General features: G+C 74.0%; 18 protein-coding genes. 10 read left to right on the top strand and 8 right to left on the bottom strand.

Annotation, left to right across the window (positions count from 1 at the left end; genetic code table 11):
* Positions 1–319: transposase (locus ACH4J0_RS26490; protein WP_396243078.1), on the top strand; the 319-nt coding region annotated here is incomplete at its 5' end.
* Here the strand turns inward: ACH4J0_RS26490 and ACH4J0_RS26485 are convergent.
* Complete coding sequence (locus ACH4J0_RS26485; RefSeq protein WP_396243077.1) at positions 293–490, bottom strand: hypothetical protein; 198 nt, start codon at positions 488–490, stop codon at positions 293–295. The genes ACH4J0_RS26490 and ACH4J0_RS26485 overlap by 27 nt on opposite strands.
* Positions 487–801, bottom strand: coding sequence for a hypothetical protein (locus tag ACH4J0_RS26480; protein WP_396243076.1), 315 nt, complete (start codon positions 799–801; stop codon positions 487–489). Before ACH4J0_RS26480 ends, ACH4J0_RS26485 begins: the two co-directional genes overlap by 4 nt.
* A 132-nt stretch (positions 802–933) precedes the next feature.
* Between ACH4J0_RS26480 and ACH4J0_RS26475 the strand changes: the two genes are divergently transcribed.
* From ACH4J0_RS26475 to ACH4J0_RS26460, 4 genes are all read left to right on the top strand, one after another.
* Positions 934–3,309, top strand: a complete 2,376-nt coding sequence (locus tag ACH4J0_RS26475; RefSeq protein ID WP_396243075.1) for an FHA domain-containing protein — start codon at positions 934–936, stop codon at positions 3,307–3,309.
* Positions 3,310–3,429: 120 nt separating this feature from the next.
* Complete coding sequence (locus ACH4J0_RS26470) at positions 3,430–4,107, top strand: hypothetical protein (RefSeq protein WP_396243074.1); 678 nt, start codon at positions 3,430–3,432, stop codon at positions 4,105–4,107.
* Positions 4,107–5,117 (top strand): serine/threonine-protein kinase, encoded by a 1,011-nt coding sequence (locus tag ACH4J0_RS26465; RefSeq protein ID WP_396243085.1) that lies wholly within the window; start codon positions 4,107–4,109, stop codon positions 5,115–5,117. The genes ACH4J0_RS26470 and ACH4J0_RS26465 overlap by 1 nt, the downstream gene beginning before the upstream one ends.
* Before the next feature lie 15 nt (positions 5,118–5,132).
* Entirely contained in the window at positions 5,133–5,507 is a 375-nt protein-coding gene (locus ACH4J0_RS26460; RefSeq protein ID WP_396243073.1) for a DUF1304 domain-containing protein, read from the top strand.
* 36 nt (positions 5,508–5,543) lie between these two features.
* Here ACH4J0_RS26460 and ACH4J0_RS26455 read toward each other — a convergent pair whose 3' ends face one another.
* Complete coding sequence (locus tag ACH4J0_RS26455; RefSeq protein ID WP_396243072.1) at positions 5,544–6,887, bottom strand: streptophobe family protein; 1,344 nt, start codon at positions 6,885–6,887, stop codon at positions 5,544–5,546.
* Between the two features lie 187 nt (positions 6,888–7,074).
* Here ACH4J0_RS26455 and ACH4J0_RS26450 point away from each other — a divergent pair, with 187 nt between their 5' ends.
* From ACH4J0_RS26450 to ACH4J0_RS26440, 3 genes are all read left to right on the top strand, one after another.
* Positions 7,075–8,523: a DUF6777 domain-containing protein gene (locus ACH4J0_RS26450; RefSeq protein WP_396243071.1), complete on the top strand. Its 1,449-nt coding sequence runs from the start codon at positions 7,075–7,077 to the stop codon at positions 8,521–8,523.
* A 137-nt stretch (positions 8,524–8,660) separates the two neighbouring features.
* Complete coding sequence (locus ACH4J0_RS26445) at positions 8,661–9,518, top strand: nucleotidyltransferase (RefSeq protein WP_396243070.1); 858 nt, start codon at positions 8,661–8,663, stop codon at positions 9,516–9,518.
* Entirely contained in the window at positions 9,515–9,832 is a 318-nt protein-coding gene (locus ACH4J0_RS26440) for a hypothetical protein (RefSeq protein WP_396243069.1), read from the top strand. Before ACH4J0_RS26445 ends, ACH4J0_RS26440 begins: the two co-directional genes overlap by 4 nt.
* 79 nt (positions 9,833–9,911) lie before the next feature.
* Here the strand turns inward: ACH4J0_RS26440 and ACH4J0_RS26435 are convergent, their stop codons facing one another.
* Positions 9,912–11,531 (bottom strand): LCP family protein, encoded by a 1,620-nt coding sequence (locus ACH4J0_RS26435; RefSeq protein ID WP_396243068.1) that lies wholly within the window; start codon positions 11,529–11,531, stop codon positions 9,912–9,914.
* Complete coding sequence (locus ACH4J0_RS26430) at positions 11,524–12,096, bottom strand: DUF6542 domain-containing protein (RefSeq protein WP_396243067.1); 573 nt, start codon at positions 12,094–12,096, stop codon at positions 11,524–11,526. Before ACH4J0_RS26430 ends, ACH4J0_RS26435 begins: the two co-directional genes overlap by 8 nt.
* A 257-nt stretch (positions 12,097–12,353) precedes the next feature.
* Between ACH4J0_RS26430 and ACH4J0_RS26425 the strand changes: the two genes are divergently transcribed.
* Positions 12,354–12,560, top strand: coding sequence for an antitoxin (locus tag ACH4J0_RS26425; RefSeq protein WP_396243066.1), 207 nt, complete (start codon positions 12,354–12,356; stop codon positions 12,558–12,560).
* Between the two features lie 83 nt (positions 12,561–12,643).
* Positions 12,644–13,330, top strand: coding sequence for a lytic transglycosylase domain-containing protein (locus tag ACH4J0_RS26420; RefSeq protein ID WP_396243065.1), 687 nt, complete (start codon positions 12,644–12,646; stop codon positions 13,328–13,330).
* Between the two features lie 13 nt (positions 13,331–13,343).
* Here the strand turns inward: ACH4J0_RS26420 and galE are convergent, their stop codons facing one another.
* From galE to ACH4J0_RS26405, 3 genes are all read right to left on the bottom strand, one after another.
* Positions 13,344–14,360 (bottom strand): UDP-glucose 4-epimerase GalE, encoded by a 1,017-nt coding sequence (gene galE, locus ACH4J0_RS26415; protein WP_396243064.1) that lies wholly within the window; start codon positions 14,358–14,360, stop codon positions 13,344–13,346.
* Positions 14,361–14,499: 139 nt separating this feature from the next.
* Entirely contained in the window at positions 14,500–15,129 is a 630-nt protein-coding gene (locus ACH4J0_RS26410) for a hypothetical protein (protein ID WP_396243063.1), read from the bottom strand.
* Positions 15,130–15,241: 112 nt separating this feature from the next.
* Positions 15,242–17,422 carry an RICIN domain-containing protein gene (locus ACH4J0_RS26405; protein ID WP_396243062.1) on the bottom strand — a complete coding sequence of 727 codons (2,181 nt, stop codon included), beginning with the start codon at positions 17,420–17,422 and terminating at the stop codon, positions 15,242–15,244.
* Between the last annotated feature and the right edge of the window lie 73 nt (positions 17,423–17,495).

Genomic DNA, 17,495 nt, shown 5'->3' with positions numbered 1-17,495 from the left:
CATCCAGCTCGGCGGCCCCATCGTCCTGGTCTGGGACAACCTGAACGTCCACCTGTCCGCCGGCATGAAGCGGTACGCGGCCGAGCACGACTGGCTCACCGTCTTCCAGCTGCCCTCATACGCACCGGACCTCAACCCGGTCGAAGGCCTCTGGTCACTCCTGCGGCGCGGCCCGATGGCGAACACCGCCTTTACTGACGCCGACCACCTCACTCACACCCTCCGCCGCGGGCTACGGCACATCCAACTTCGATCCACCCTCATTGAGGGATGCCTGGCCGGCACCGGCCTCTCACTCACCCCACCGACCCCGCCCTGAAAACCTCAGTAGCTGGCGGACGGCGCCGCGCACCACGGCGAACCGGTCGCGCCGCAGCTCCCCCGCCCGCACCGCCCGGGCCCGCTCCCGGGCGTCCAGCGTCCGCCGCGACCCGGCGACCACCTCCTCGGGCTGGTCGGTGGCGACCAGCCACAGCGCGAGACCGGTCACGGCTGCACCAGGAGGCTGAGTGCCCCGAGCCGGCGGTCCACGGTGTAGACCTCCGGCGGCACGCCGGAGTCGTCGCAGACCGCCCGCAGCGCGTCCCGGTCGGCGCGCAGCCGTCCGGCGAACACCGGCACCCGGTCCGGGGCGAGGGCCAGTCCGGCGGCGAGCCGGTCCGCGCCCAGCGGCCGGCAGAGCACGACGGAGACGGAGAGGTCCGCGAGCACGGTGTCCATCGGCCCGAGGCGCAGCGTCCGCCCGTCGGCGCGCCCGGCTCGGACGGTCCGGGAACTGCGCAACTGCGGCCAGACGGTCATGGGACCCCTACGCTCGTGGGCGGGCACGCCGAACGATAGTGGCGCACGGAGGCAGTGGTCCAGTCCAATGTCACCATTCGCGAAGGCCTCTCCCGAAGCACGACGGCGGCCCCCGACGATAGAATGCGCTGCATGGGACAGCGCCCCGGCGCGCCCACCGCGCCACCCCTCGTCCTGGTCACCGACCGCGACTCCCGGCTGATCGACCCGACCCGGGCCTACCACCTGGGCCGCGACCCGACCAGCGAGATCGTGCTGGACGACCCCCGGGTCTCCTGGCACCACGCCGTGCTGCGCACGGCCGAGGGCCACTGGCTGCTGGAGGACGTCGGCAGCACCAACGGCACCTACGACCAGGGCCGCCGGGTCGACCGCGAGGACGTCGGCCCGGGCACCAGGCTGCGCTTCGGCGACCCGGCCGACGGCCCGTCCGCGACCTTCGCCGGCCTGCCCGGCCCCGCCGGCCCGGCCTCGGGCGAGCACCCGACCCTGCTCGTCCCGGAGAGCTCCAGCGTCTTCCGCAGCCCGAGCGCCGTCATGGACCTGCCGGGGCCGACCGTACGGATCGGCCGCTCGAGCGACAACGACCTGGTCCTGGACGACCTGCTGGTCTCCCGGCACCACGCCGAACTACGCGAACTGCCGGGTGGCGGCCACGAGATCGTCGACCTGGAGAGCCACAACGGCACCTACGTCGACGGCCGCCCGGTGCGCCACGCCCCGGTCGGCCCGGCCGACATCGTCGGCATCGGCCACTGCGAGTTCTGCCTGGTCGACGGCCGGCTGGTCGAGTACATCGACACCGGCGAGGTCTCCCTGGACGTCCAGCACCTGGTCGTACGGGTCGGCCCGGACGACCGGGTGCTGCTGGACGACGTCGGCTTCCCGCTCGCCGAGAGGACGCTGCTCGCGGTGGCCGGCCCGAGCGGCGCCGGCAAGTCCACCCTGCTCAACGCGCTCACCGGGCTGCGCCCCGCCGACGAGGGCACCGTGCTGTACGACGGCCGCGACCTCTACCACGACTACGCCGAGCTGCGCAGCCGGATCGGCCTCGTCCCTCAGGACGACATCCTGCACACCCAGCTGACCGTCCACCGCGCCCTGTCCTACGCGGCCGAACTGCGCTTCCCCGGCGACACCGCGGCTGACGAGCGCGAGGCCCGGGTCTGCGAGGTGATCCGGGAACTGGGGCTGGAGCAGCGCGACCAGCAGGTGATCGCGAGCCTCTCCGGCGGCCAGCGCAAGCGGGTCAGCATCGCGCTGGAACTGCTCACCAAGCCCTCGCTGCTCTTCCTCGACGAGCCGACCTCCGGCCTGGACCCGGGCATGGAGCGTTCGGTGATGCGCATGCTTCGCGGACTGGCCGACGACGGCCGCACGGTGGTCGTGGTGACGCACAGCGTCCTGAGCCTCAACGTGTGCGACCGCCTGCTGATGCTCGCCCCCGGCGGCCGGACGGCCTACTACGGTCCGCCGACCGAGGCGCTGGCGTACTTCGGCGAGGAGGAGTGGCCGGAAGCCTTCGAGACCTTCGAGAGCGACTCCGAGGGGGTCTGCCAGCAGCGGTTCCGCGCCTCGCCGCAGTACCGGCGGTACGTGACGGCCGAGGCCGCGCACCCGGCGCAGCCACCGGCGGCCTCCTCCCCCGTGATCGGCCGGGAGAAGCCGCAGAACTGGTTCTCCCAGCTGGGCACCCTGGTGCGCCGGTACGCCGCGGTGCTCGCCGCCGACCGGCTGTTCCTCACGGTGATGATCGCCCTGCCGTTCATCATCGGCGTGATGTGCCGGGCGATGGCCGGCTCACGGCTCACCGACGAGAACGCCATCAACTGCCTGCTGACGCTCTGCCTCGGCGGTGTGCTCATCGGCTCGGCCAACGCGGTGCGCGAGGTGGTCAAGGAGCGCGCGATCTACCGGCGCGAACGGGTGGTCGGGCTGTCCAGATCGGCGTACCTGGTCTCGAAGGTGGTGGTGCTCGGCCTCGTCACGGCGGCCCAGTCCGCGGTGCTGACCGTGGTCGGCCTGGCCGGGGTGACGCTCACCGCACAGCCGCGGCCGAACGCCCCGCCTCCGGTGACCAGCGGGGTGCTGATGCCCCAGCTGCCCGAACTGATCCTCGCGATCGCGATGCTCGCCTTCACGTCGATGGTGCTCGGCCTGGTGGTCTCCGCGTCCGTCGGCAAGGAGGAGACCACGATGCCGCTGCTGGTGCTCCTCGCGATCGTCCAGGTCGTCTTCAGCGGCCTGATGCTCACCCTGCACGGCGTACCGGGACTGGAGCAGTTCGCCTGGCTGATCCCGTCCCGGTGGGGCCTGGCCGCGATGGCCCGCACCGTCGACCTGAGCCGCCTCGTCGCGCCCAGCCCGATCACCGAGGACCCGATGTTCCGCCACGAGCCCACCGGCTGGCTGATCGACATGGCCGCCCTGTTCGTCCTCGCGGTGGCGTACGGGCTGGCGGTGCTCGCCCTGCTGCGGCGGCGCGAGCCGACGATCATGCGCAAGTAGCCGCCCGGGCCGCCGCCGGTAGAGTGGAAACGGACCTGCGGTGACAGTGCCGCACGCAGCCCCGGCCACCGGCTCCGGCCACCGGCTCCGGCTCGCGCGGCGGAGGGAATCCACCCGCCCATGGACGAGTTCGCGTTCCGCCCCACCCACGTCGCCCCGCCGGACGGCTTGGCGACCTGGACGGCCCCGGATCCGGCGCGGCCGTCCACCCGGCTCGACCCGCTGCTCCCGGTCCGGCTGATCGCCCGACAGGGCGACTGGGCACAGGTCCTCTGCTCCAACGGCTGGACCGCCTGGGTGGACGGTCGGCTGCTGGTCGCACTGCCCCAGCCGCCGCCCGCAGCGGGCGGCCCGCCCGCCCGCACCGCCGACCCGCGCCCGGCGCTCGCCGAGGCCGAAGCCGCGCTCGTCCGCCACCGCGCCCTGCTGGAGGACCTCGCGGCGGGCACGCTGGACCTGGAGGCCTTCCGGGAGCAGACCCGCGGGCTGCGGATCGGCCTGGTGGCGGACGGCGAGGCGCTCTGGGTGTTCGATCCGGTGCACGACCGCTGGTGCTACTGCGACGGGCTGCAGCTGCAGACCTACGCCGCCACCGACCGGCCGCCGCCCGCGCCGGTGTCCACCCCGGTCTCCCCGGTGCCCCCGACCGCGGCACCCGGGTCTCCGGCGCCGTCCCCGACCGCGGCACCCGGGTCTCCGGCGCCGTCCCCGACCGCGGCACCCGGGTCTCCGGCGCCGTCCCCGACCGCGGCACCCGTGCACAGCTCGTACGCGCCCACCCGGACCGGCGAGCCGTGATCCCCGCCGAGCCGCCCTCGGCACCGAGCCTGCCGGCCGGCCTGGTGGGGCGGCAGGTGGCCGGGTACCGGCTGGAGAAGGAGATCGGGCGCGGCGGGATGGCCGTCGTCTACCGGGCCAAGGACCTGCGGCTCGGCCGGACCGTCGCGATCAAGCTGCTGGCCCCCGAGCTGGCCCGCAACGAGGTGTTCCGACAGCGGTTCATGCACGAGTCCGAGGCGGCCGCCGGGATCGACCACCCGCACATCATCCCGGTGTTCGAGGCCGGGGAGCACGACGGCATCCTCTACCTGGCGATGCGCTTCGTCGAGGGCGGCGACCTGCGGGCCCTGATCAACCGGGACGGCCCGCTGCCGATCGAGCGCGCCACCCGGCTGGCCCTGCAGATCGCCTCCGCGCTGGACGCCGCGCACGAACACGAGCTGGTGCACCGGGACGTCAAGCCCGGCAACGTCCTGGTCGCCGCCGGCACGGACAGCGAGCACCCCGAGCACCTGTACCTGGCGGACTTCGGGTTGACCAAGAAGTCCCTGTCGCTCAGCGGGCTGACCGGGGTCGGCCAGATCGTCGGGACGCTGGACTACGCCGCACCCGAGCAGATCTCCGGCAAGCCGCTGGACGGACGCTGCGACCAGTACGGCCTGGGCTGCGTGGTCTTCGAACTGCTCGCCGGCGCACCGCCGTTCCGCCGGGAGAGTGACCTCGCGCTGCTCTGGGCACACCTCAACGACCCGCCGCCCGAAGTGCGCGGGCAGCGGCCCGACCTCCCGGAGGCGGTCGATGCGGTGGTCGCCCGCGCCCTCGCCAAGGCGCCCGGCGAGCGCTACCCCAGCTGCCTGCAGTTCGTCGCCGAGCTGCGGGCCGCCACCGGGCCCGCTCCGTGGAGCGGCGGCGGCCCGCCCACCCGGGCCGTCCCGGCCGTCGCCCGGGCCCCCGCCGCCCCGGTCGGCGTCCCGGACCCGCCCGCCTGGGCCGGCCCGGCCGTCCACCCGCCGTTCCGGGACCGTTAGGGAGAGCCGTCGAACATGAACGCCGTGAGCCAGGTCTTCGCCATGCTCGCCGCCGCGATCCACCTCGTGGTGTGGCCGCTGGAGAGCTACCTGTACGGTCATCCACGGGTGCGCTACCTGCTCACCGGCAGCACCGCGGACGCCCCGGAGGTCCGGTTGTGGCGCTTCAACGTCGGCTTCTACAACCTGTTCCTGGCCCTCGGGCTGGTCGCGGGCCTGGCCCTGCTGCACACCGGGCACGCCGGGTCGGGGCGCCCGGTGATCCTCTACGTGGCCGCCTTCATGGTGGCCGGCGGGACCACCCTGTTCGTCTCCGAGCCGAAGCTGTGGCGCGGAGCCCTCGGCCAGGCCGTCCCGGCGGTGGTCATCCTGATCGCCGAGGCGTTCTGAGGCCGGGCGGCCCGGGCCCCGCCACCCGGGGAGCGCTCAGCCGCCCGCCTCCTGGGTGACCTCGCCGCGGCGTTGCACCCGCGCCGCGAGCAGCGCCCCGATCAGCCCGGTCACCAGCCCCCAGGCCGCCGCCAACGGCACCGACGGCCACAGCGCCGGGCGCAGCGTCAGGCTGCCGCTGCCCAGCGCCGCCAGCGGGTTGCTGCCACCGAGGACCGCGCCGAGCAGGTCCCCCAGCCCACCCTGACCCAGGCCGACGCCCAGCACGGACAGCCCGTAGTCGGCGTCCATCCGGGTCCACAGGCCGATCAGCAGCACGGTGACGGCGGTGGCCAGGGCGAAGCGGACGGCGTGCTGCCAGAGGCGGACGGTGCGCGGGGAGCGGCGGGCGGCGAGGAAGGCGGCGGCGAGCAGCAGCACGGCGGCCACCGGAAGCAGCCACCAGGTGCGGGAGTCGTGGTCGGCCAGGGTGCCGAGGTCGATGGTCGCCTCCTTCCCGCCGGGGGCGCGCAGCACCGCGCTGAGCGGCTCGGGCACGGGCAGGCCGAGCGCACCGACCAACCGCCCGTGCCACACGGCGCCGAGGCCGAGGCCGAAGGCCATCCAGGCCAGGTCGGGCAGGGCGAGCAGCAGCACAGCCATGGTCTGCCGGGCATTCCCGTGGGTGATCGCGGTGACGATCCCGGCGACCGCGCCGATCACCACGTACGCCAGCAGCACCGTCCACAGCGCGAACGCGGCCGGGCGGACGGCGAGTTGGTAGCGAAGCAGGCCGCGCGGCAGCGGTGCCCGCCGGGACACCGCGAAGGTGGCCGCGAGCACCAGCAGCAGCCAGGCCAGCCCGATGCCGATCGTGGTGGCTCCCTCCGCGTGGAAGCCGACCTCGGGGGTGAGCCCGAGCGCGCCGCCGATGGTCTGGGCCAGGCTGCCGCCGAGCTGGATCACGAAGGTGTGCTTCGCGGTGACGGTGATCACCACCAGGGCGATCAGCCAGAGCACCACCGTCCGGATGATCCGGCCGAGCAGTTCACCGCCCCCGGCGACCGCGCGGAAGCGCAGTTGGCGCAGGAACACCTCGGCCATCACGACCGCGCCGACCAGCGAGACGGTCAGCGGCATCGCGTCGACCCCGGCGTCCACGGCGGCGAAGTTGCCCGCGCCGCCGTCAAGCTGGACGGATCCGCCGACGGCCAGCGCCAGCGTCGCGGCGAGCACGGGCGGGAAGCCGCCCTCCGGGAGGTCGTCGGCGCCGGCCAGCCAGAGGCCGAGCGCGGCCACCGCCGCCATCGCGACGAGCCCGGCCAGCACGACCGCGAGCGCGTCCAGCCAGCCGCGGACGGCTCCGGGCGGGCCGGCGGGCCCGGTGGTGCGCTGCTGCATGCCGCCTCCCTCTGGTTCGAGCGGGCCTGGTCCGTTCCCAGCGTGACCGACCAGGGCCGGGCACGCTCGGCGACGGCGACGGCACCTGCTGTTGCGGCGCACGGGGCGCCGGGGGAGAAATGGGTCCCAGTGGCAGGAGCTTCCCGCGCCGGCCGTTCACGCCGGCTGCCTGCGAAACGGAGCCTCGATGAGTTCCCAACCGCCAAGCCCGGGGCAGCCGGGCGAGCCGCCCTACGGCCCGCCCTCCGGTCCCCCGTCCGGCCCGCTGGCCGGCCCGCCGTCGGGTGGCGGCGCGACCGGACCACCGCCGCCCTCGGGCCCGTCCGGGTCCTCCGCCGCCGGCGCGGGCGGCCGCGGGCCGCACCGGCCGTGGTGGCGCTCCGGAAAGGGCCTGGCGGTGGCCGCTGCGGTGGTGGCGGCGGCCGTGGTGGCCGCCGTGCTGGTCATCAACAACCAGGGCGGGAAGAACGAAGCCATTCCGACCGCCAACGAGGTCGCCCTCCAGACCCCGGCCGACCCGGGGCCCGCCCCGTTCACCCCATCGGTGGAAACCCACGGCATGAGCGCTCCCGCACCCACCGCCGCACCGGCCCAGCCGGGCGGCTCGGCGACGAGCAGTCCCACGGCCGTCCTGCACAGCGTGCAGGGCAGTTCCGCCGGCCTGTACGGCGGAACGATGAGCAAGCCCAGCTGTGACACCGAGCGGCTGATCGGCATGGTGAGCAGCGGCGACACCGGCCGGGCCTGGGCCTCGGCGGCGGGCATCGAGCAGTCCGCCATCCCGTCCTACCTGCGCTCGCTGACCTCGGCGTACCTGCGGGTGGACACCCGCGTGACCAACCACAGCTACAAGAGCGGCGCCGTGGTCGAGTACCAGTCGGTGCTGCAGGCGGGCACCGCCGTCCTGGTGGACTCCCGGGGCGTGCCCCGGGTGCGGTGTGCCTGCGGCAACCCGCTGAAGCCGCCGGTGCTGGTCAGTAACGCCAAGTACACGGGAAAGGCCTGGACGGGCTTCGAGCCGAACACGCTGGTCGTGGTGGTGCCGGCGCCGCAGCCGGTGTCCGAGATCGTCCTGGTGAACGTCGAGACGGGCGGCTGGTTCGTCCGGCTGACCGGGCGGGTCGACGTGGTGGACAAGCGGGTCGACCCGCCGAAGGGACCGCTGGTGCCGGGCATCCCGCCGCCCGCCCCGTGGAGGCCGACCGGCCCGACGGCGACGGCCCCGACCTCCGGCGCGACTTCCAGGCCGGGTTCGGGGACCACCTCGGGTGCCACGTCTTCCGGTGCGACCTCCTCGGGTGCCACCTCGTCGGGTGCCACCTCGTCCCACGCCACGTCGTCGGGCGCCACGTCGTCGGGCGCCACGTCGTCCGGCGCGACGTCCTCCGGCGCGACGTCCTCCAAGCCGTCCACCGGGACGGGCTCGGCCACCTCCTCGACCAGTTCGGGCAGACCGTCCGAGAGCACCGAGACGACGAACGGCTCGTCCGCCTCGACGGCGACGTCCACGACCACCAGCAGCTCGACGCTCAGTCAGCCTCCGACCAACCGGACCACGACGACGGGCGCCGGCACCTCGACGACTCCGGGCACCACCGCACCGAAGTCGTCCGCCACGACCGGGACCACGCCCTGACGCAGGTCCGGCCCGGCTCCCCGCCGCCACCGTCCGCCCCGTCGGCCGGTGGCGCCGGCGCGTCCCAGGACAGCGGCACCTGTGCGTCCTCCGGCCCGGGCACCCGCCCGTCCGCCGCGCGCCTCCACGAATAACCGGTGGCCGACGACGCGTGGACCGGGCAGAGTGCCACCGTGATCGGCAACGGACTGGACGAGGACGGGTACATCGCGCGGGAGGGCTCGCTGGGCCGCGTGGCGGCGGAGTTCGCCCCGGTGGTCGACGCCGCCCGGGAGCGGATCGCCGCCGCCTTCGGCCCCGCCCGGCTGCACGGCGGCTACCTGTACGGCAGCATTCCCCGCGGCACCGCGGTCCCCGGCGTCTCCGACCTGGACCTGCTGCTCGCCCTGCACCGCGAGCCCACCGCGGACGACCGCGCCGAGGCCGACGCCCTCGAAGCCGCCCTGGATTCGGCGTTCCCGCAGGTCAACGGCGTCGGCGTGCTCCTGTTCGACACGGGCACGCTGCTCAGTGAGCTGGAGCGGCACGACCTCGGCTGGTTCGTCGCCTGCCTGTGCACCCCGCTGCTCGGCGAGGACCTCGCCGAGCACCTCCCCCGCTACCGCCCGACCTCCCTGCTCGCCCGCGAGACCAACGGCGACCTCGCGCTCGCCCTCCCCCGCTGGCGCGAGCGACTGGCGGCCGCCACCCCGGAGGCCACCGACTCGGCCGCCGATCTCACGGCGCTCAGCCGAGCGGTCTCCCGCCGGCTCGTCCGCACCGGTTTCACCCTGGTGATGCCCCGCTGGAACGGCTGGACCAGCGACCTCACCGCCTCCGCCGAGGCCTTCGCCGTCCGCTACCCCGACCGCGCCGAGCAGATGCGCCTCGCCGCGACCGTCGCCCGTACCCCCACCACCGACCGCGCCGTCCTGGCCGCCCTCATCGACGACCTGGCCCCCTGGCTCGCCGCCGAGTACACCGCCGTCCACGGCGAGAAGGCGCCGCGCCCGTGACCGGCGCCCCTCTCGTCCGCGAGGTCTTCCCCGATCTCGTGCGCGAGCTGACGGCCCTCCTGGAAGCGGAGGGCGAGCCCGAACTCGCCGCCGGCGCCCGGGATCTGCGCCTGGTCGCGGACTGCGGCTGCGGCGACGGGTTCTGCCAGAGCTTCCGCACCGAGCCCCACCGTGCCGGACAGCCCTACGGCCCGGGCCATCGCTGCGTGCCACTGCTGCCCGCGCAGGGCACCCTGATCCTGGACGTCGTCGACGGCCGGATCACGTACGTCGAGGTGCTCGGCCGCGAGCCCCTGCGGGACCAGCGGGCCTAGCGGGACCAGCGCCGGCCGCCGCGGGAACAGCGCGGTCACCGGCCCGACCGACAGGGCCGGTGACCACCCGTCACCGGACTCAGTCCACGCAGGGAATCCCGCCGGCCTTCACCGCCGGCCCCTGCATCGGCAGCCCGGCGGCCGGGTCGGCCGAGCCGTCGGCCGGGGCCGACGCGCGCGCGGAGGGTGCGGCCGGGGTCGGGCTGGGCGTGCGGGTGGCGGCGAGGGTGACCAGGACGTGGCCCGCCGCGACCGCCGAGGACGGGACGGCGGTGACACCGTAGCGGGCGGCGACCGCCTGGGCGTCGGCCTTGGCACCGCTGCCGTACGCCACCGTGGTGGCGCGGGTCCGGGGGCGGGCGTCGCCGATCCGGCCCGCCTGGTAGCCGAGTGCGACCAGGGCCTTGGACTCGGTGGCGGCCGCGCCCGCCCCCGCCGCCGCGTTGACGTCGACCACGGACTTGGGCGCGGCGCTCGGCGAGGGCGAGGGCGTGGGCGCGGCCGTCTCGCCCGGCGCGGAGCCGGGCTCCGTGGACGGGGCGGCGAGCGCCTGGTCGCGGTCGAACAGTTGCCGGACGATCTTCTTGATCAGGTCCGGGTTGACGGTGTTGACCTCCTGCCCGCTGATGGTCTTGAACCCCGTGATCGGCAGGGTGTTGAACTCGACGTTGCCGCCGGTGAGGTTGGGCGCCTGCTGGGCGAAGTCGAGGACGTTCCACTCGTTGTCGATCACGACGTCCTTCTTCACCACCCCGAACAGCTTCTGCAACTGCCCGAAGTCGTTGAGGATGCCCTGCTGCTTGAGCCGGTACTCGACGGAGGAGATGAACGCCTGCTGCCGGTGGGTGCGGTCGAGGTCGCCGTTGGTGAGGTGGTGGCGCTGGCGGACGAAGGACAGCGCCTGGGCCGCGTCGAGCGAGCTGATCCCGGCGGGCAGCTTGAGGCCGGTGCCACCGCCCTCGTGGGTGGCAGTCCGGGCGATGATCGGATCGTCGACCGGGTGGTTGAGGCAGACCTGGATCGGTTCGACCGCCTTGGCGATGTCGTAGAAGCCGATCAGGTTGACCTCCGCGAAGTGGTCGATCGGGACGTCCAGGAAGCTCTGCACGGTCTGGATGGTGGCCGAGCGGCCCGCCTCCCGGCTCTGCCGTTCCAGTTCGGACTTGGAGAGGCCCTTGCCGTTGAGCTTCGCCTCGGCGGCCTCCTTGGCGATGCCGTAGGCCTCCTTGATCTTGTGCATCCTGCCGTCGGCGCCGACGGTCTGGACGTAGTCGTCGCGCGGGACGGACAGCGCGGTGACCTTGCCGCCGTTGGCCGGGATGTGCAGCACGATCAGGGCGTTGGTGTTGTAGCCGCCGATCTCGCTGGAGCCGGCGTGCAGTTCGCCCTCGACGAACTGCTTGGGCAGATCGTTGCCGTCCATGTCCTTGCGGCTGTCGAGGCCGATCAGCAGCAGGTTGACGGACTTGTCCAGGTGCGGCGGGGCGTTCCGCTTGGCGTCGGCCAGCGCGGTGGACTTGATCATGCCGTCGTCCAGGCTGCGGTACTCGTACCAGGTGAAGCCGCTGGCGCCGAGCACGGCGACCGAGACGGTGCAGGCCAGGGTGCGACCGGCCATGGTCAGCGGGTCGGCGATGCGCCACGGGGCGGCGCCGCGGCGGGGGGCCCGGCCGCGCGGGCGGTTGCCTCGCTCAGCCACGGCGCCCCCTTCCGCTCGGGGCACCCGCCCTGACGGGCCGTCGGCGCTGGAGCACCGTCCGGACCACGATCACCAGCAGCGCGACGGCCACCGCCTCCGCCATCACCGGGAACGCCCCGACCACCCAGCGCACCGCACCGGTACCCAGGCCCTTGCCCTGGTACCGGTCGGGATCGGCCACGTATTCGACGCCCGAAGCCGTGAGCAGCACCACCACCGGGGTGGCGGTCACCACCCACCAGCGGCCGGTCCGGCTGCACAGCAGGGCCGCGATGCCGGTGCCGAGCACCGCGCCGACCGCGAACAGGATGCCGACGCCGGGGCCGCCCAGCTCGTCCGCGATCCCGCCGAGCAGCGGCAGTCCGACCGCCGCGAGCGCGGCGACCAGACCGCCGCGCCGACGGGCCTGCTGCCTGCGGCGCGAGGCCGCGCCCCGCTGCGAACGGCCCTCCCGGGACGGGCCGGTACCACCACCGGCCCCGCGGGAGCGCTGGGCGGGCACGGCGGGGTCCCCGGTGCGGGTTCCCGCGTCCTGGTACGACGTTCTCGCCCGCTGGCCGGCCATGCGCACTTCCCTCGATCGTTTCGGCCGCGGCGGCGCGACCACGCCACCGCTCGTGCCGGGACGCCACCGGTCCCGTGGCAGTTCCTGCCGTCTACAGGTCTGTAGAAGCTGGTGTGGACCATACGAACCCATTTCAGCAGAGTCACCCGGCGCCTTTCCGCGACGTCGGACCGCCTTTCCTGCCCTCGTTAGGATGACCATGATCCCCGCCACGTCGGCACACCAACAGGAACGCGCCAGAGGAGCAGAGCGTCACCATGTTTGAGAGTCTGAGGAACCTCGCGGACAAGGCCACCGACCTCGCCCGCGAGCACAGCGACGTGCTCGGGCAGGGCCTGGAGAAGGTCGGCGACGTGGTCGACGACCGCACGGACGGCAAGTACAGCGGGCAGATCGACACCGGCGTCGAGAAGGCGAAGGACTTCCTGCGCAACCTCGACGGGGACCAGAGGTCCGCCGAATAGGGCCGGACGGGCCTCTCGCGAGGCACGGTCGACCGTACGGCGATCGAACGGGATGACGGACGAACGGGGAGGGGTCGGCAGCGGTGAGCGAGGAGCAGAAGGGACCGCGCTGGGGGCGCTGGATCGTGATCGGTGTCCTGGCCGCGGCCGGATGGGGCATCGTCCGCGGGGGCGGCCACGAGCCGGCCGCCTCGTCGGCGGCGCCCTCCGCGTCCCCGTCCTCCGCCGCGCCGGCGTCCTCCGCCGCCCCGGGCGTGTCGTCCGCGCCGCCGTCGAAGCCCTCCGGCTCCTACGAGCCGGCCGACTACGCGGCGCCCGTGCGCCAGTACGCCGCCGAGGCCGGGGTCAACCCCCAGCTGCTGATGGCGATCCTCTACAACGAGGCGTACAAACCGCACGACCCGGACTTCGAACGGGCCTGGCAGCGCAACAAGCCGGACGCCGCCTTCGGCATCGCCAACATGCACCGGGCCGCCTTCGACGACACCAAGCCGGGCCGCCCGTTCGCCTCCCGCCGCTGGGAGGAGCTGCCCGACGACCGCAACCTGGCGATCCAGGCCGCCGCCTGGCACCTCCACGACCTCGCCGGCCAGATCCCCGTCCGGGTGAGCGCCCCGCTGGACAAGGACGAGCTGCTCGCCCTCGGCTACAACGCCGGGGCGGGCAACATGCTCGCGTTCGCCCGGGGCGTCAAGATCGGTTCGCAGGCACAGTCCTACCTGGACCGCCTGCACGACAACTGGGCCCGCTCCGGCGAGGCCGTGAAGTAGGCGCCGGCACCGGTCAGCCGACGCCGAGCCGGGCGGTCCACTGGGCGCGCCAGGCCAGCGCGTCGGCGACGCCCTCGGCGAGGCTGCGCCTCGCCGTCCAGCCGAGCAGCTCGCGGGCGGCGTCCACGGAGGCGTAGCAACCGATCACGTCGCCCGGGCGCGGCCCGGCCTCGCGGACGTCCAGCTCGGTGTCGACGGCCTGTTCGAAGGCGGCGACCAGCTCCCGGACGGTGGTGCCCTCGCCCGTCCCGACGTTGAGCGCCCGGTAGCGGTCGGCGGCACCGGGAGCGATCACCTCGTCGAACCGGAGCAGCGCCGCGACGTGCGCCTCCGCGAGGTCCTGCACGTGGATGTAGTCGCGGATTCCGGAGCCGTCCCGGGTCGCCCAGTCGACGCCGGTGACGGTGAACGGGGTGCCGTGGGTGTGCGCCTCGATCAGCTTGCCGAGGGCGTGGCTGGGGTTCGGGTTCTGCAGGCCGGTGCGCAGCTGCGGGTCAGCGCCGATCGGATTGAAGTACCGCAGGGCGATGACCCGTTGTCGCTCTGCCCCCTCGCCCCGGGTCCAGTCCCGGAGCACCTGCTCCATCATCAGCTTGGTCCGCGCGTACGGGCTGTTCGCCTCGACCGCGGAGCTCTCGTCGACCCGGCCGTCCGGGGTGGGCGCGTAGATCGAGGCGGAGCTGCTGAAGACCACCCGGGTGCAGCCGTGGCGCTGCAGGGCGTCCAGCAGTTCGACGGTCTTGGCGACGTTCTCCCGGTAGTAGAACAGCGGCTTGGCCACCGACTCCGGGACGACGATCCTGGCCGCGCAGTGCACGGTGGCGTCGATGTCCGGATGGTCGGTGAAGATCCGCTCCAGCAGGGCGGCGTCGGCGACGTCCCCACGGTAGAAGACCCGGTTCTCCACGAACTCGGCGCGCCCCTCGGACAGGTCGTCCAGGACGACCGGGGTGATGCCCCGGTCGAGCAGGGCCGAGGCCACGGTGCTGCCGATGAAGCCGGCACCGCCGGTGATCAGGACCTTCCTCATGCGCGGTTGCTCCCTTGCGATCGCCCGGGCGTCCGGTGGCGCCCGGTGATAGTTGGGACGTGCTCGGTGCACGGTCGGTTCCCGCCCGGCGGTGCGTCGGCACTCGAAGGCCGGTGGGCGGGGGCCGGTTCACGGCCCGTCAGCGGCGGCCACGGGCGCGCAGCCGGAAGCCGGTGGCGACCAGGACGACGGCCGCGGTGGCGGTGCCGACGGCGGCCCAGGTGGTGGCGTCGTCGGTGGTCTCGTGGACGGGCGCGGCGGCGGTGGCCGTGGCGCTGCCGACCGCGGCGACCGCCGCGGGCGTGGGGGCGCCGGCGGCGGGAGTCGGAGCGCCGGCGGCGGGAGTCGGGGGGCCGGCGACGGTCGCGTCCATCGGCGCCGGATCCCTGATCGCGGCGGCCTCGACGTCGAGTTCGCGCTCGCCGTGGCCCAGCGAGGGGAAGGCGCAGTCGACGGCGACCTTCCAGTGCCCGGCGGGCAGCAGTTCGCGGGTGGTGTACGTCCCCGGCAGGTCCGGGACGGGGACCAGCCGCCAGGGGCCGACGGTCCGGCCGTCGGCGGCGGTCGCGGAGAGCGTGCCCGCGAAGTCCTCGGTGACCGGGTCGTGGTCGTTCTCCCAGGTGGCGACGGCGCTGACCCGGCCGTCCCGCTGCCCGGCCACGTCCATGTGGACGGTGTCCCCGTGGGCGGCGGCCGGCGCGGCGGTGGACAGGACGGCCGCGGCGGCGAGGGCGAGGGAGGAGAGCAGCGGGCGGGTGCGGATTCGCATGACGGGCGGTCCTCGGACGGTGGGGGTGCGGGGAGCGGTGGCACGGGGTGCGGCCGCCCTCGGCTGGTGGCGGCCGCACCCGAGGTGCGCGGGGTGGAGCTGACTTCCGGACCTACGAGGTCTTCAGCAACGACCAGTTCTGGTACGGCCGGCCGTTGGGCTGCTGGAGCTCCAGCAGCCAACCACCGTAGTACCAACGGTCGCTGAGCCCGAGCACCAGGGCGGAACCGTCCGCGGTGAGGGTGAACCCGCCCTCTGCGGCGCTCAGTTGCCACTTCTGCGCGGCGGCGTCGGCGCACGGCTGCTGCGCCACGTACTGACCGGCCACCGGCGTGCCGCCGAGCTGCAGGCACTTGCCGGAGCGCGCCGACTTGATCCGTACCGCGCCGTTGCCGGCGTCCTCGAACAGCCACTTCTGGTTGGCGTAGCCGGTGCGCTGGTAGCCGATCGCCACGGTGCCGTCGTTCATCGAGCTGCCCCACAGGTCGGCGGCCTGGCCGGTGAGGCCGTTGACCATCGTGTAGTGGGTACCGGGCTGCGGGCGGCCGGCGTCGGCGAGGGTGTGGAAGCTCGCCTGACGGCCGGCCTTGCCGACCTTTCCGGCCGCGTCGCGCGCGGCGACGGCCACGGTGTAGCCGGTGCCGGGGGCGAGTCGGACCACGCCGACCACGGTCGAGCGGACGGTGCCGATGGTCTGGCCGTTCAGCTGAACGTCGTAGCCGGCGGCGGACGGGACGGGGCTCCAGCTCAGCATGACCGAGGTCTGGGTGATCTGACTGACCGTCACCTCAGGCCCGGCGCCGCCCGTGGTCGGGGTCGCGGTCGGCGACGGGGTCCCGGTCGGCGTGGCGGTGGGGCCGCCGGTGGGCGTCGGGGACGGCGAGGGCGTGCGGGTGGGCGTGCCCGTAGCCGTCGGGCTCGCGGTCGGAGTCGGGGTGGGCGTGGGGTTCGGGCCGGTGCCGCCGCCCGCGATGAGGAAGCGGTTGTTCGCGACGTTCCAGTGCGTGGCCAGGTAACTTCCGGGCGCGGGGTTCGTGTTGTAGTAGTCGTCGTGGTTGCAGTCGAGCCGGTCGTCATGGGCGCGGTCCGTGCAGACGGTCCGCATCTGCGGGTAGTAGGGGGCGTCCGAGTAGCACATGATGTCCCACTCGTCCGTACAGTGGCCCGCCTTGCTGGAGTTCGGCGCGCTGTTGTTCACCGCGCCCAGGTTGTGGCCGAGTTCGTGGGCCGCGGTGGATCCGCTCCAGCAGCCGGAGTCGGTCCGGCCGTACGAGGGACCGAAGTTGCTCAGGTTGTCCTGGCCGGAGCGCTCGTCCCCGGCGAAGGTGCCGATCCCGCAGTACACCTTGGCGTCGGTGAACATCATGTACTTGCGGTCCTTGCGGTTGAACCCCTGCGCGGCCAGCGCGCGGTTGCTCGCGTTGAAGTCCTGGATCTCGGCGTCCGAGATCTGCACGTTCAACACCGAGGCGGTGCAGTCGGGTTCTGTGACGAAGCGGACGTGCCGCACACCACCGGTCTCGGCGGCGCTGGCGTTGTAGATGACGTCGACGTCGGCGGCCCACTTCTTGAACGAGGACAGGTACTGGGCGAACCGGTCGTTGCCCGGGGTGTGCACGTACACCACCTGGACGCGGTTGCCGCTGCTGCCGTCACCCTCGCAGACCAGGCCTGATCCGGCGGCCGGGGCCCCGGCGCCCTGCGGCGCGGCGGCGGTGCCGGAGTCGCCGAGCAGCGCCTTCTGGGCGGCGTCGAGGACGGGCGCGCCGCCCTTCAACAGGTCTGCCGCAGCGGGAGGTTGAACTCCCGCCGCCGGAGTGAGAGCGGGCGCCTGGGCGGCCGGGGCGGCGACCGGCGGGACGTCCTTGCGGATGTCCACGTCCTTGGGCGGCGCGTCCGGGCCGTGGCTGCACTGGGTGCTGCCGGTGACCTCCAGCATGCTGCCGCAACGGTCGCCGGTCGGCAGGCTCAACCCGGCGTAGACCAGACCGCGATCGGGCTGGTCCTTGGGTATCGCCTTGGGCGGGGCGGCCTTCTCGTCCCGCTTCGGGGCGGGCGCCCTGGTAGCGCCCTCGGCGGTGCCGGTCTCCCCCGACCCGCCGTCGTCCGCGACCGCGTCGACCGGCACGTCCGCCACCGCGACGGCGCTGTGCACCGCCCCCGGCTCCAGCGCGACGCGCAGGCCCAGGGTTCCCGCGACCAGTCCGGCCGCCACCGCCACGGCGACCAGGGTGCTCCTGCGGGTGAGCTTGCGGCGCCTGCGCCGACGGAGCTCGCTGCTCCGGTGTCCCATCGCGTTCCTTTCCTCGTGCGACGGTCCGCGCCCTGTGGTGCGGGGCTCGGACCTTCCGACACAAGGGAGAGCG

Source organism: Kitasatospora sp. NPDC017646, assembly GCF_044329365.1.
Taxonomy (GTDB): Bacteria; Actinomycetota; Actinomycetes; order Streptomycetales; family Streptomycetaceae; genus Kitasatospora.
Note: the sequence above shows the minus strand (reverse complement) of the source record. Positions and strands in the feature narration are given on the sequence as shown.